General features: G+C 70.1%; 11 protein-coding genes. 6 read left to right on the top strand and 5 right to left on the bottom strand.

What is annotated here, in order from left to right; all coding sequences use genetic code 11:
- Nucleotides 1-78: 78 nt before the first annotated feature.
- From ACFWY6_RS38390 to ACFWY6_RS38375, 4 genes are all read right to left on the bottom strand, one after another.
- Nucleotides 79-2,550 (bottom strand): ATP-binding protein, encoded by a 2,472-nt coding sequence (locus tag ACFWY6_RS38390; protein ID WP_384700518.1) that lies wholly within the window; start codon nucleotides 2,548-2,550, stop codon nucleotides 79-81.
- Between the two features lie 235 nt (nucleotides 2,551-2,785).
- On the bottom strand, nucleotides 2,786-3,109 hold the full coding sequence (locus ACFWY6_RS38385) for an STAS domain-containing protein (protein WP_016643271.1): 324 nt from the start codon (nucleotides 3,107-3,109) through the stop codon (nucleotides 2,786-2,788).
- 162 nt (nucleotides 3,110-3,271) lie between these two features.
- The gene (locus tag ACFWY6_RS38380) at nucleotides 3,272-4,120 is read right to left on the bottom strand and encodes a 3-hydroxyacyl-CoA dehydrogenase family protein (RefSeq protein ID WP_384700516.1); all 849 of its coding nucleotides are present in this window, start codon (nucleotides 4,118-4,120) and stop codon (nucleotides 3,272-3,274) included.
- A 147-nt stretch (nucleotides 4,121-4,267) separates the two neighbouring features.
- Nucleotides 4,268-4,909, bottom strand: coding sequence for a TetR/AcrR family transcriptional regulator (locus tag ACFWY6_RS38375; RefSeq protein WP_384700514.1), 642 nt, complete (start codon nucleotides 4,907-4,909; stop codon nucleotides 4,268-4,270).
- Nucleotides 4,910-4,993: 84 nt separating this feature from the next.
- Here ACFWY6_RS38375 and ACFWY6_RS38370 point away from each other — a divergent pair, with 84 nt between their 5' ends.
- The 3 genes from ACFWY6_RS38370 to ACFWY6_RS38360 are packed head-to-tail and all read left to right on the top strand — an operon-like array spanning nucleotide 4,994 to nucleotide 7,133.
- A complete protein-coding gene (locus ACFWY6_RS38370) occupies nucleotides 4,994-5,776 on the top strand; it encodes an ABC transporter ATP-binding protein (protein ID WP_384700512.1) in 783 nt (260 codons plus the stop codon).
- 15 nt (nucleotides 5,777-5,791) lie between these two features.
- Complete coding sequence (locus ACFWY6_RS38365) at nucleotides 5,792-6,547, top strand: ABC transporter permease (protein ID WP_266870821.1); 756 nt, start codon at nucleotides 5,792-5,794, stop codon at nucleotides 6,545-6,547.
- A 13-nt stretch (nucleotides 6,548-6,560) separates the two neighbouring features.
- Entirely contained in the window at nucleotides 6,561-7,133 is a 573-nt protein-coding gene (locus ACFWY6_RS38360; protein WP_384700510.1) for a cob(I)yrinic acid a,c-diamide adenosyltransferase, read from the top strand.
- Here ACFWY6_RS38360 and ACFWY6_RS38355 read toward each other — a convergent pair.
- Nucleotides 7,130-7,744: a hypothetical protein gene (locus ACFWY6_RS38355; RefSeq protein WP_384700508.1), complete on the bottom strand. Its 615-nt coding sequence runs from the start codon at nucleotides 7,742-7,744 to the stop codon at nucleotides 7,130-7,132. The two genes, ACFWY6_RS38360 and ACFWY6_RS38355, sit on opposite strands and share 4 nt — an antisense overlap.
- A 154-nt stretch (nucleotides 7,745-7,898) precedes the next feature.
- On the opposite strand from ACFWY6_RS38355, the gene ACFWY6_RS38350 reads away from it, so the two are divergent.
- The 3 genes from ACFWY6_RS38350 to ACFWY6_RS38340 all read left to right on the top strand — a co-directional run bounded on the left by ACFWY6_RS38350 (nucleotide 7,899) and on the right by ACFWY6_RS38340 (nucleotide 11,751).
- Nucleotides 7,899-9,089 (top strand): sensor histidine kinase, encoded by a 1,191-nt coding sequence (locus ACFWY6_RS38350; protein ID WP_384700506.1) that lies wholly within the window; start codon nucleotides 7,899-7,901, stop codon nucleotides 9,087-9,089.
- Nucleotides 9,086-9,742, top strand: coding sequence for a response regulator (locus tag ACFWY6_RS38345; protein ID WP_384700504.1), 657 nt, complete (start codon nucleotides 9,086-9,088; stop codon nucleotides 9,740-9,742). The genes ACFWY6_RS38350 and ACFWY6_RS38345 overlap by 4 nt, the downstream gene beginning before the upstream one ends.
- A 179-nt stretch (nucleotides 9,743-9,921) precedes the next feature.
- Nucleotides 9,922-11,751: a glycosyl hydrolase family 18 protein gene (locus ACFWY6_RS38340; protein WP_384700502.1), complete on the top strand. Its 1,830-nt coding sequence runs from the start codon at nucleotides 9,922-9,924 to the stop codon at nucleotides 11,749-11,751.
- The last annotated feature ends 114 nt before the right edge of the window (nucleotides 11,752-11,865 follow it).

The following is an 11,865-nucleotide window of genomic DNA, read 5'->3' as shown; positions in this document are numbered from 1 at the left end:
ATCTTTTCTTTGTTTTTGTTTTTTTGTTCTTTGGGGTTTGCGTGGACCTGCTCCCCCCACCCCTTCTCTTTTCTTACGTCAGATGCTCGGCGACGCGGGCTCGCTGCTCGTCGCCGGGCCGCTCGCCGAGTCCGAGGTGTCCGGGGACGACGGCGGATCCGGGGTCGGGTCCGTGGTCGTCGGCGGCGGCGTCGTCGGCGGCTTCGTCGTGGGCGGCTTGGTCGTCGGGGGCTTGGTCGTGGGCGGCTTCGTGGTCGGCGGCTTCGTCGTGGTGGGCGGCTTCGTCGTCGGCGGCTTCGACGTCGTCGGGTCATCGGACGGGTCGTCCGACGGCTTGTCGCTGCCGCTCGGGTCGTCCGACGGTTCGCCGCTGTCGCTCGGCTCGTCCGAAGTGCCCGGCACACCCTGGTCCGTGTCGTCCGGACGGCTCGTCGAGTCCTTCGCCGGCTTGTCGGCCGTCAGGCCGTCGTCGTCGCGGTCCTCGCTCGCCGACTGCTCCGTCTTGACCTTGTCCGGCGGCGGATCGTCGTTCCCGGAGGTCGCGCCCAGCGTCACCACCGTGCCGAGCACGGCGGCGAGGAGGGCTCCCGCGCCCGCCGCCACCAGGTTGCGCCGGGTGCCGCTCACGATGGAGCGGCGGGTCGGTGCCGCGCCGGAGCCCGCGGCGGGCGTCGCCCTGCGGGTCACCAACGTCTCGGGCTCCGGGGGCGGCCCAGGCAGCGAGAACGCCGCGGGGACGCCGCCCGGGGGCGACGCCGACTCCTCGTAGCGCGCGTCGGGCACTTCCTCGCCCGCGGCCGTGCGGCCGCCGGGCAGTGCGCCGCCGGAGCGGTCGGCGACCAGCGCGAGGGCCCTGCGGCCCGCGATCATGCCGCGCTTGTCGGCGAGGGCGCCGCGCAGGCCGATGGAGGCCTCCAGTTCGGCGCGGGCCCGGTCGAGGTGGCCGCCGCAGAGCGCGAGGATGCCGAGCTCGTGGTGGAAGTACGCCTCCTCGGCGACCTCACCGGCGGTGCGCGCGGCCTCCTGGCCCGACCGCAGGGCACGCTCCCACGCGCCCCAGTTGAGCCCGCCGGCGAAGGCGGGCGCGACGGTGCGGGCGAGCAGCACGGCGGCGCTCTGCTCGCCTCCCACGGCGCCCGAGGTCTGCCCCGGCCGCCCGGTGACCAGGACGCCGAGCGCGGCGAGCACGGCGTCCGCCTCGGCCGCGACCCGCTCGGGGCTGACCGAGGGGTGCCCGGCCCACCAGGCGTAGTGCTGGGCGGCGCTCTGCGCGCGCTCGGCCATGTCGTCGGCGTACCCGGAAGTCTCCAGCTGGGTGCGCACGCCGGCGGCGAGGCGGTAGTGCGCGCCGACCGGCGTGACGAGCGCGGTGGAGACCAGCTCGGCGAGGGCCGCGTCCGCGTGGGTGTCCCCCACCAGGGCCGGCAGATGCGCCTGATGCGGCAGCTCGCCGCCGAGCGCGACGGCGAACCGCAGGGTGGTGCGGGCGGACGGGCTCAGCCGGGAGGCGAGCAGGGCCGCGGGCGCGGCTCCGTCGGCGAGCGAGGGCAGCGGGACGTCGTGGCCCTCGGCGTCGAAGGGCGCGTCGACCGGGCCTTCGGCGTAGTAGCCGTACTCGTCGAAGGCGTTGGGGTCGGCGCGCAGCTGGTCGCGCTGGCGCAGCAGGGCGCCCGCCTGTACGAAGCGCAGCGGCAGGCCCTCGGACTCGAACCAGAGGTCGCCCGCCCAGGCCGCCTCGTCGTCCGTCAGGACGCGGCCGACCCCGCGCTCCAGGAGCTCGACGCCGCCGCTGCGGCCGAGGCCGCCGAGGAAGACCTCTTCGAGGTGCGAGCCGGCGGAGGGTGCCGCGACGTCGGGCGTCGCGGATATCAGGAAGGCACACTCGGGCGTCGCGTCGAGCAGCTCTTCCAGGCCCGAGCCACCGAACTCCAGGTCGTCCAGGACGACGACCGCCCCGATCTCATGGACGAGTTCGAGCAGCAGCGTGCGGTCGGGGCGGTGCAGCGGTGCGTTGTAGACGGCCCCGAAGAGGTCCTGGAGCAGGTCGCCCGGGCTCTTGTGGTAGCCGGAGAGCCGGACGACGCCGTCCGGTGCGAGGTCGGCGCAGTCCTCAGCGACGGCGTTCAGGAGCGCCGTGCGCCCCGAGCCCGCGGGACCGGTGAGCCGGACCGAGCGCCCGCGCGCGAGCAGGCGTACGAGCCGCTCGCGCTCTTCCTGGCGTTCGAGGAGCGGCATCCGGGGCAGCGCCGGACCCGGCGGCACGGGCGGCACCGCGGCGCGGCGCAGCTCGGCGCGCTCGGCGGCGGAGCGCTTGACGGGGCGCGCGGGCCGCTCGCCCGGCGGGCAGGGCTCTATCTCGCTGCCGTCGACCGGGTTCACGGTGAGCAGGAAGTCGCCCGAGATGAGCTGGACGGTGCGGGCGAGCGCGGGTGCGGGCTGCCCGAAGTCGGGTGTCAGAGGATCGCGGGGTGGCCGCGATCGGCGCGCCGAATCGTCGTCGTTCATACCGTCTTGGCCGTACTCTTCCGGTCCCCGGTTCATCGGGTCCATGGTCAAAGCCCCCCAGATGCGTGGTGTACACAGCCCCCTCCGGCCTTGTGCACACTGCGCTGTCGCTTCTGGTCCGGTGCCCCCGCTCGGGTTCTCACATCGGTGGCGACCGAACCCTAGACCTTCGCTCAGTATCTACGAACGGGCGGGGTACCGCCCCGTCCGAGACGTCACAGTCTCGTGAGGATTGTGCGCGAGATGCGTTTCCTACCGGATCGCCGGGGATCCCCGGCGATCACACACGGGGAAGCGATTCCACCCCGATGCCACCCTCGATCGCGAGGATCCGGTGCAGCCGGGTGGCCACCAGCAGACGCTGCATCTGGGGCGGTACATCACGCAGCACGAGCCGGCGTCCGCACCGTCCCGCGCGCCGGTGCGCGCCCATGATCACGCCGAGTCCCGTGGCGTCCCACGAGTCGAGTTCGGACAGGTCGAGCACCAGGTCGCCGGCTCCGTCGTCGACGGCCGAGTGCAGGACCGTACGGGCGTCCGCCGCGCTGCGTACGTCGAGGCGTCCCCCGACGACCAGCTGGGCCTGGTCGCCCCTGATGTGCATATGCGCTCCCCGAGAGTGCTGAGTTTCCTGTGACGTCTGTTCCGTAAGGCGTCTGCGTATGTCACTGCAACTGACTGCCGCATGGACAAGGAAGTTGCCGTCTGTAAGCGAACCGATACCGAATTCACTCCGAGGGGTGACCCCGCAAGGGAGGAGGTGGCGTCAGTGCTTGTAGAACCCCTGCCCGCTCTTGCGTCCGATGTCACCGGCGTCAACCATCCGGCGCATCAGCTCGGGCGGTGCGAACTTCTCGTCCTGGGACTCCGTGTAGATGTTGCTGGTGGCGTGCAGCAGGATGTCGACGCCCGTCAGATCGGCGGTCGCGAGCGGTCCCATGGCGTGCCCGAAGCCGAGCTTGCAGGCGATGTCGATGTCCTCGGCGGTGGCGACACCCGACTCGTAGAGCTTGGCGGCCTCGACGACGAGCGCGGAGATCAGACGGGTCGTCACAAAGCCGGCCACGTCGCGGTTCACGACGATGCAGGTCTTGCCGACGGACTCGGCGAACTCCCGTGTGCGGGCGAGGGTCTCGTCGCTGGTCTTGTAGCCGCGGACGAGTTCGCAGAGCTGCATCATCGGCACCGGCGAGAAGAAGTGCGCGCCGACGACCCGCTCCGGACGCTCCGTCACGGCCGCGATCTTCGTGATCGGGATGGCGGAGGTGTTGGAGGCGAGCACCGCGTCCTCGCGCACGATCTTGTCGAGCGTACGGAAGATCTCGTGCTTGACCTCGAGCTTCTCGAAGACGGCCTCGACGACGATGTCGGCGTCCGCGACCGCGTCCATGTCGGTGCTCGTCGTGATGCGCCCGAGCGCCGCATCGGCATCCTCGGCGGCCAGCTTGCCCTTGCTCACGAACTTGTCGTACGACGCCTTGATCCCGTCGGTGCCACGGGTCAGGGCCTCATCGGTGACGTCGCGCAGGACGACGTCCCAGCCCGCCTGTGCGGAGACCTGTGCGATACCGGACCCCATGAGTCCGGCTCCGATGACGGCGAGCTTCCCTGCCACTGTTCCGACTCCCCTACCGCTTATCACGCCTGGCTTACACGCTGTTTACGTCTGCCTGTTCGCCGGACATTAGCGGTCGCGAGCGCCCAGGTGGCGGCGAAGAGATGCGCGTCACGTCTCAGATGACGGACATCACACTGGTACGGCTCATTCGGCGTCCCGCACCGCGTAGTTGAGGACCTTTTCGCTCAGTAGGTCCTCCATCTCGTCGAGGAGTTCGAGGGCATCCCGTGACACCTCGGCGGGCTTGCGGCACTTGACCATCTCGTCGCCGATCCAGGCCATGAGCGTGCTGTGGACCCAGGAGAGCTGACCCGCGATCAGTCCGGGCATGGGGTCGCCTTCGGCGGCCTTCGCCTCTTCGGCGAGGGTCGTCGTGAGGTGCGCGAGTGCCTGCTGCTGGATCTCCCAGAGCCGGGAGCGCAGCGGGTGGGCCTCGTGGATGACCTTCATGAAGTCGGCCCAGCCGGCGAAGAGGCCGATGCTGGGCGAGACGCTCTCCACGTCCGAGCGCAGCGCACGCAGGACGGCATGGGCGGCGGACTCCCCCGCGCGACGGCCGCGTACGTAGCCGGAGAGCCGGTCGACGACGGCCTCCCCGCGGTCGAGGAACAGGTCCTCCTTGGCGGGGAAGTAGTTGTAGACGGTGTTCACGGAGACGTCCGCGGCCTCCGCGACCTCCGCGACCGTCACCGTGACGAAGCCGTGCTCCAGGAACAGCCCCGTCGCGATGTCCGAGATGCGCTGCCTGGTCTGCCGCTTCTTGCGTTCCCTGAGCCCTTCAGCCATGAGTCCACCCTACGGCCCCCTGCTTGGGCAACTGAAAAATTGGGGCCGTTGCAAAATTTAAGAGACTCTGTTTTTGTGGTCGCCATGGCAATCATCAGCACGGCTGGGCTCACCCAGACCTTCCGCACCAAGCGCGGCCCCGTGGAGGCGGTGCGGGGCATCGACCTGACCGTCGCGCCCGGCGAGATCGTCGGCCTCCTCGGGCCGAACGGCGCGGGCAAGACGACGACGCTGCGCATGCTCACCACGCTCCTGCGGCCCACCGGCGGCGCCGCCACCGTCGCGGGCCTCGACCTGGCCGGCGATCCGGCGGGCGTCCGACGCAGGATCGGTTACGTCGCCCAGTCCGGCGGCGTCGACCCCAACATCTCCGTACGCGAGGAACTGATCACCCAAGGGCGCCTCTATCGCCTGACGAGGACTCAGGCAGCCGCCCGCGCCGATGAGTTGGCACGCGACCTGGGCCTCACCGAGCTGCTCGACCGCAAGTGCGCCGCGCTCTCCGGCGGCCAGCGGCGGCGGCTCGACGTCGCCATGGGGCTGCTGCACCGGCCCGATGTGCTCTTCCTCGACGAGCCGACCACGGGGCTCGACCCGGGCAGCAGGGCCGACCTGTGGGCGCTGGTGCGACGGCTTCGCGACGAGCACGGCACCACCGTGGTGCTCACCACGCACTACCTCGACGAGGCGGATGCGCTCTCCGACCGCCTGGTCGTCATCGACAAGGGCCTCGTGGTCGCCGAGGGCACGCCGAGCTCGCTCAAGCTGCAGTACGGCGGCTCGATCGACGCCTCGCTCCAGGACACCTTCCTCGCCATCACCGGGCGCGACATCGCCCCCAAGGACACGGCGCCGGTCGCCGTCTGAACCCCAGGACCTCTCATGTCTGCGTTTCTCTCCGACACCGCCCTGATCTTCGGGCGGTACGCGCGCCAGACCCTGCGCTCCAAGTTCCAGATCCTCTTCGGCGTCCTGATGCCGCTGCTCTATCTGCTCTTCTTCGGCCCCCTCCTGACCGATCTGCCGCTCGGTTCGCGCGGCGACTCCTGGCAGGTGCTCGTGCCGGGGCTGCTGCTCCAACTCGGCCTGTTCGGCGCCTCGTACAGCGGATTCGCGATCATCATCGAGAAGCAGTTCGGGGTGGTGGAGCGGATGCGGGTGACGCCGGTGAGCCGCCTCGCGCTCCTGCTCGGCCGTGTCCTTCGCGATGCCGCGCTCTTCGTCTTCCAGGCGGTGCTGCTCGTCGTCGCGTCGCTGGCGATGGGGCTGCGGGCGCCGCTGGCCGGCATCCTCATCGGCTTCGCCTTCGTGGCGGTGCTCACCGTCGTCCTCGCGTCCCTGTCGTACGCGCTCGCGCTGCTCGTCTCCAAGGCGCACGAGTTCGGTCCCGTCATCAACGCGGTGAGCATGCCCTCGATGCTGCTCTCGGGCCTGATGCTGCCGATGGCGCTCGCGCCGGGCTGGCTGGACGTGCTCTCGCACTTCATGCCGTTCCGCTATCTCGTGGACGCGGTGCGGGCCGCCTATGTGGGCGACTACGCGAGTACGGCGATGCTGTACGGCGTGCTGACGGCGGCCGCGCTCACCCTGGTGTCCGTGACGGTCGGCACACGTGTCTTCCGGACGGCGGGCGCGTAACTAGGCTGGCCCCATGGTCAATCTGACGCGCATCTACACCAGGACCGGCGACCAGGGCACGACGGCCCTCGGCGACATGAGCCGCACCGCCAAGACCGATCTGCGGATCGCGGCGTACGCCGACGCCAACGAGGCCAACGCCGCCATCGGCACGGCGATCGCGCTCGGCGGGCTCGACGAGGAGGTCGTGAAGGTCCTGGTCCGGGTCCAGAACGACCTCTTCGACGTGGGCGCCGATCTGTCCACGCCGGTCGTGGAGGACCCCGAGTACCCGCCGCTGCGCGTCGAGCAGTTCTACATCGACAAGCTGGAGGCGGACTGCGACCGCTTCAACGAGCAGCTGGAGAAGCTGCGCAGCTTCATCCTGCCGGGCGGCACGCCGGGCGCGACGCTGCTGCACCAGGCGTGCACGGTGGCCCGCCGGGCGGAACGGTCGACTTGGGCCGCTTTCGAGGTGCACGGAGAGGTGATGAACCCGCTGACCGCGACGTATCTGAACCGCCTCTCCGACCTCCTGTTCATCCTGGCCCGTACGGCCAATAAGGAGGTCGGGGACGTGTTGTGGGTGCCCGGCGGTGAGCGCTAGGCGCTCCGCTGGGGGGTCGGCTGGTCGTCTGCGGGTACGTCGTGGCTGGTCGCGCAGTTCCCCGCGCCCCTTCGGGGCGCCACCGGCGGTGCCTTCTTCGGGAAGACCGTGTACGTCGCCGCGATGACGATGTTGATGCCGATCAGCCACAGCATCTTCTGCTGCCACATCCGCAGTGAGTCGATGTCGCCGTCGTCGCCCACGTACCAGGCCGCCCCCTGCAGCAGCGCCATCGCGATCAGACCGGCGAGTACCCAGCGGGCGGCGATCTTCCACTCGTCGATCGCGCGGGCCGTGCCGTAGAGCTTGACGGGCGGTGGGCCGCCAGCGAAGCGGTGGGCCACGCGGACGTCGACCCACTTGATCGTGTAGTGGCCGAGCGCGATCGAGTAGCCGATGTAGACGGCGGCGAGGCCGTGCTTCCAGTCCGGCTCCGCGCCGTTCTTCAGGTCGACCGCGGTGACGACGAAGAGGACGACCTCCAGGATCGGCTCACACAGCAGTACGGCGATGCTCGCGCGCGGCATCTTCGCCCAGTACCGCAGGGCCAGGCCGCCGGCCAGCAGCAGCCAGAAGCCGGCCTCGCAGATGATGATCAGCGTGACGATCACGGTTCGCTCCTCTCGGTCACCTTTCCAGGCTCCCGTCAGGGCGGCCGCGGATCATCGTCGGCAGTGACGAAGTGGGACTGCATCCTTCGATGTACCGGACGGTTCCTCCCTCAGGATCAGGCACCGCCCGCACCCGCCGTGTTGGATGGAGGGCATGGCCCTGTCCCTGCCCCGCCCGCAACGTTTCGACGTACTGATCGCCGCGGTCAGTGTGCTCAGCGGGCTCGCTCTGTACGCGCTCGGGCTCGGCACGCAGGGCGACCGGGTGCTCGAACGACCCTGGCTGCTGCTGCCGCTCGGCGTGCTCGGGTGCATGGAGCTGCTGCGCAGGACGGCGCCGCGGGTGGCCCTGCCGGTCGCCACCGTCGCACTGGTCTTCGATCAGTTCACGCCGGGCAATCTGGCGTCGGTCATGATGTTCACGGACATCATGTACGCGGCCGTCGTGTACGGCACACCGGCCGCCGCCCGGCGCATCCCCGTCACCACCGGGGCCATCACGGTGGCGATGACGATCGGCTTCCTCGCCTGGTGGCAGGAGCCCGAGGCCGTCCTCATCGGTGTCGCGACCGGCATCGTGGCCTTCGGTCCCGCCGCCACCGGAGCCCTGGTCCGCAACCACCGCGAGGCCGCCGCCGCGGCCAAACTGCGGGCCGAGCAGACCGCGCTGCTCGCCGAGATGGACCGCGTCCAGGCGATCACCGCCGAGCGCGCCCGGATGGCCCGTGAGCTGCACGACATGGTCGCCAACCATCTGTCGGCCATCGCCATCCACTCCACGGCCGCGCTCTCCCTCGACGACCCGGCGACCACCCGCGGCGCCCTCTCCGTCATCCGGGAGAACAGCGTCGAGGGCCTGGCCGAGATGCGCCGCCTGATCGGCATCCTGCGGGACTCCAGCGACGACCGGGAGCCCGCGGCCGCACCCACCCTGGACGGCCTCGGCTCCCTGCTCGCCAACGCCCGCACCAATGGCCTGGACGTCGCGCTCGACGACGGGCGCGCCGCCGACGGGCCCAAGCTCCCCGCCCCGGTCGAGCTCGCCGCGTACCGCATCGTCCAGGAGTCCCTGACCAACGCCCTCAAGCACGCGTCCCCCGGCCGGGTCACCGTGGCCCTCGCCGAAGAACCCCGCGCCCTCACGGTCCGCGTCACCAGCCCGTACGGCGATCCGTCGGGTCCCCGCGCCCCCGGCTCGGGAGCCGGCCTCGTCGGTATGCGCGAGCGCACCGAACTCCTCGGCGGCACCTTCGATTCGGGCCCCGAGAGCAGCCCCGACGGCAAGGTGTGGATCGTGTACGCGACGCTGCCCGTCGACCCCGCAGACAAGGAAGTGACCGAATGATCCGCGTGCTCGTCGCCGAGGACCAGTCAGCCGTACGCGCGGGACTCGTCCTGATCCTGCGCAGCGCGCCCGACATAGACGTGATCGGCGAGGCGTCGCACGGTGAAGAGGCGGTGGCGCTCGCCCGTGAACTGAGGCCCGATCTGGTCCTCATGGACATCCAGATGCCGCGCCTCGACGGCGTGTCCGCGACCCGTCAGGTCGTCGCCGAAGGCCTCGCGGACGTGCTCGTCCTGACCACCTTCGACCTCGACGAGTACGTCTTCGGCGCGCTGCGCGCGGGCGCATCCGGGTTCCTCCTGAAGAACACCGAGGCCAAGGACCTCCTGGAGGCGGTCCGTACGGTGGGGCGCGGCGAGGGCCTGATCGCGCCGGCCGTCACACGGCGGCTGATCGCCGAGTTCGCCGCCCCAAAGACGATGAAGCCCGTACGCCGCGAGAACGGACCCGATCCCGCCATCCTCGACACCCTCACGCGCCGCGAGCGCGAGGTGCTCGTGTGTCTCGGCGAAGGGCTGTCGAACGCGGAGATCGCGAGCCGTCTGGACATGGCGGAGGCGACGGTGAAGACGCATGTCAGCCGGTTGCTGGGCAAGCTGGGGCTGCGCAGCCGGGTCCAAGCGGCCGTCCTCGCACAGGAGTTGGGCGTATGAGTCGCGAGATCGCGGTCGCGACCGACGCGATTCGGCCAATGGTTCAGACCTCTTGACCGCTGGTCCAGACCTTTCTATTCTCACCGCACTGCGGTGAGCACTCCCCCACGTGTTCCACGTGCTCACGGGCGGCGCAGGGTCCCACCCCTAACCCCCGTAACTCACCCGAGGAGCACAGCGTGCGCTTCAGACACAGAGCCGTGGCAGGCCTCACCACCCTGCTGCTCCCGCTCGCCACCCTGGTCGCCCTCACGGGCCCCGCCGAGGCAGCACCCGAAGCCGCCCCGGCCGCCACCGCCACGTACACCAAGACCCAGGACTGGGGCAGCGGCTTCGAGGGCAAGTGGACCGTCAAGAACACCGGCACCACCTCGATCAGCTCCTGGACCGTCGCGTGGGACTTCCCCTCCGGCACCAAGGTGACGTCCGCCTGGGACGCCACCGTCACCAACTCCGGCAACCGCTGGACCGCCAAGAACGTCGGCTGGAACGGGACGCTCGCCCCCGGCGCCTCGGTCTCCTTCGGGTTCAACGGCTCGGGCACCGGATCGCCCGCCAACTGCACGGTGAACGGTGGCAGTTGTGACGGCGGCAGCGTCCCCGGCGACAACCCGCCGAGCGCCCCCGGCACCCCGACCGCCTCCGACATCACCAACACCTCGGTGAAGCTCGCCTGGAGCGCCGCCACCGACGACAAGGGCGTCAAGAACTACGACGTCCTGCGCGACGGCGCCAAGGTGGCGACCGTCACCGGGACTTCGTACGCCGACAGCGGCCTGACCGCGGGCACCGACTACTCGTACACGGTCCAGGCCCGCGACACCGCGGACCAGACGGGACCGGCGTCCGGCGCCGTCAAGGTGCACACCACGGGCGGCACCGACCCGGGCCCCGGCGGCAAGGTCAAGCTCGGCTACTTCGCCCAGTGGGGCGTCTACGGCCGCAACTACCACGTGAAGAACATCGACACCTCGGCGTCCGCCGCCAAGATCACGCACATCAACTACGCCTTCGGCAACGTCCAGGGCGGCAAGTGCACCATCGGCGACGCCTACGCCGACTACGACAAGGCCTACACCGCCGACCAGTCCGTCGACGGCGTCGCCGACACCTGGGACCAGCCGCTGCGCGGCAACTTCAACCAGCTGCGCAAGCTCAAGGCCAAGCACCCGAACCTCAAGGTCCTGTGGTCCTTCGGCGGCTGGACCTGGTCCGGCGGCTTCACCGAGGCGATGAAGAACCCGGCGGCCTTCGCCAAGTCCTGCCACGACCTGGTGGAGGACCCGCGCTGGGCCGACGTCTTCGACGGCATCGACCTGGACTGGGAGTACCCGAACGCCTGCGGCCTGACCTGTGACACCAGCGGCGCCGCCTCCATGAAGAACATGATGTCGGCATTCCGCACCGAGTTCGGCAAGGACGCCCTGGTCACCGCCGCGATCACCGCCGACGCCTCCAACGGCGGCAAGATCGACGCGGCCGACTACGGCGGCGCCGCGCAGTACGCCGACTGGTACAACGTGATGACGTACGACTTCTTCGGCGCGTGGGCGGCAAAGGGCCCCACGGCCCCGCACTCGCCCCTCACCTCCTACGCCGGCATCCCGCAGGACGGCTTCAACTCCGCCGACGCGATAGCCAAGCTGAAGGCGAAGGGCGTGCCCGGCGCCAAGCTGCTGCTGGGCATCGGCTTCTACGGGCGCGGTTGGACCGGGGTTACGCAGAAGGAGCCCGGTGGAACCGCCACCGGCGCCGCGCAGGGGACGTACGAAGCAGGCATCGAGGACTACAAGGTCCTGAAGAACTCCTGCCCCTCGAACGGCACCGTCGCGGGGACCGCCTACGCGCACTGCGGCAGCAACTGGTGGTCGTACGACACCCCGGCGACGGTCAAGAGCAAGATGGCCTGGGCCAAGGGGCAGGGGCTTGGCGGCGCCTTCTTCTGGGAGTTCAGTGGGGACACCCCTAACGGGGAGTTGGTGTCTGCCATTAATGACGGGCTCAAGTAACCCGGGTAGCCCCGCATAGACGAAGCCGGGGTGTAAAAGTAAGCCCCCAGTTGTCCCCCGCTTAACATTTGTTTTGGCTGCGGGCCGGTTGTTGGCGGTGGCGCAATTAACCCC

The organism is Streptomyces sp. NPDC059037, from assembly GCF_042740015.1.
Classification (GTDB): domain Bacteria; phylum Actinomycetota; class Actinomycetes; order Streptomycetales; family Streptomycetaceae; genus Streptomyces.
Note: the sequence above shows the minus strand (reverse complement) of the source record. Positions and strands in the feature narration are given on the sequence as shown.

Coding starts and splice junctions, on each gene's coding strand:
- ACFWY6_RS38390 (WP_384700518.1), bottom strand. CDS start 2,550: ATGGACCCGATGAACCGGGGACCGGAAGAGTACGGCCAAGACGGTATG.
- ACFWY6_RS38385 (WP_016643271.1), bottom strand. CDS start 3,109: ATGCACATCAGGGGCGACCAGGCCCAGCTGGTCGTCGGGGGACGCCTC.
- ACFWY6_RS38375 (WP_384700514.1), bottom strand. CDS start 4,909: ATGGCTGAAGGGCTCAGGGAACGCAAGAAGCGGCAGACCAGGCAGCGC.
- ACFWY6_RS38370 (WP_384700512.1), top strand. CDS start 4,994: ATGGCAATCATCAGCACGGCTGGGCTCACCCAGACCTTCCGCACCAAG.
- ACFWY6_RS38365 (WP_266870821.1), top strand. CDS start 5,792: ATGTCTGCGTTTCTCTCCGACACCGCCCTGATCTTCGGGCGGTACGCG.
- ACFWY6_RS38360 (WP_384700510.1), top strand. CDS start 6,561: ATGGTCAATCTGACGCGCATCTACACCAGGACCGGCGACCAGGGCACG.
- ACFWY6_RS38350 (WP_384700506.1), top strand. CDS start 7,899: ATGGCCCTGTCCCTGCCCCGCCCGCAACGTTTCGACGTACTGATCGCC.
- ACFWY6_RS38345 (WP_384700504.1), top strand. CDS start 9,086: ATGATCCGCGTGCTCGTCGCCGAGGACCAGTCAGCCGTACGCGCGGGA.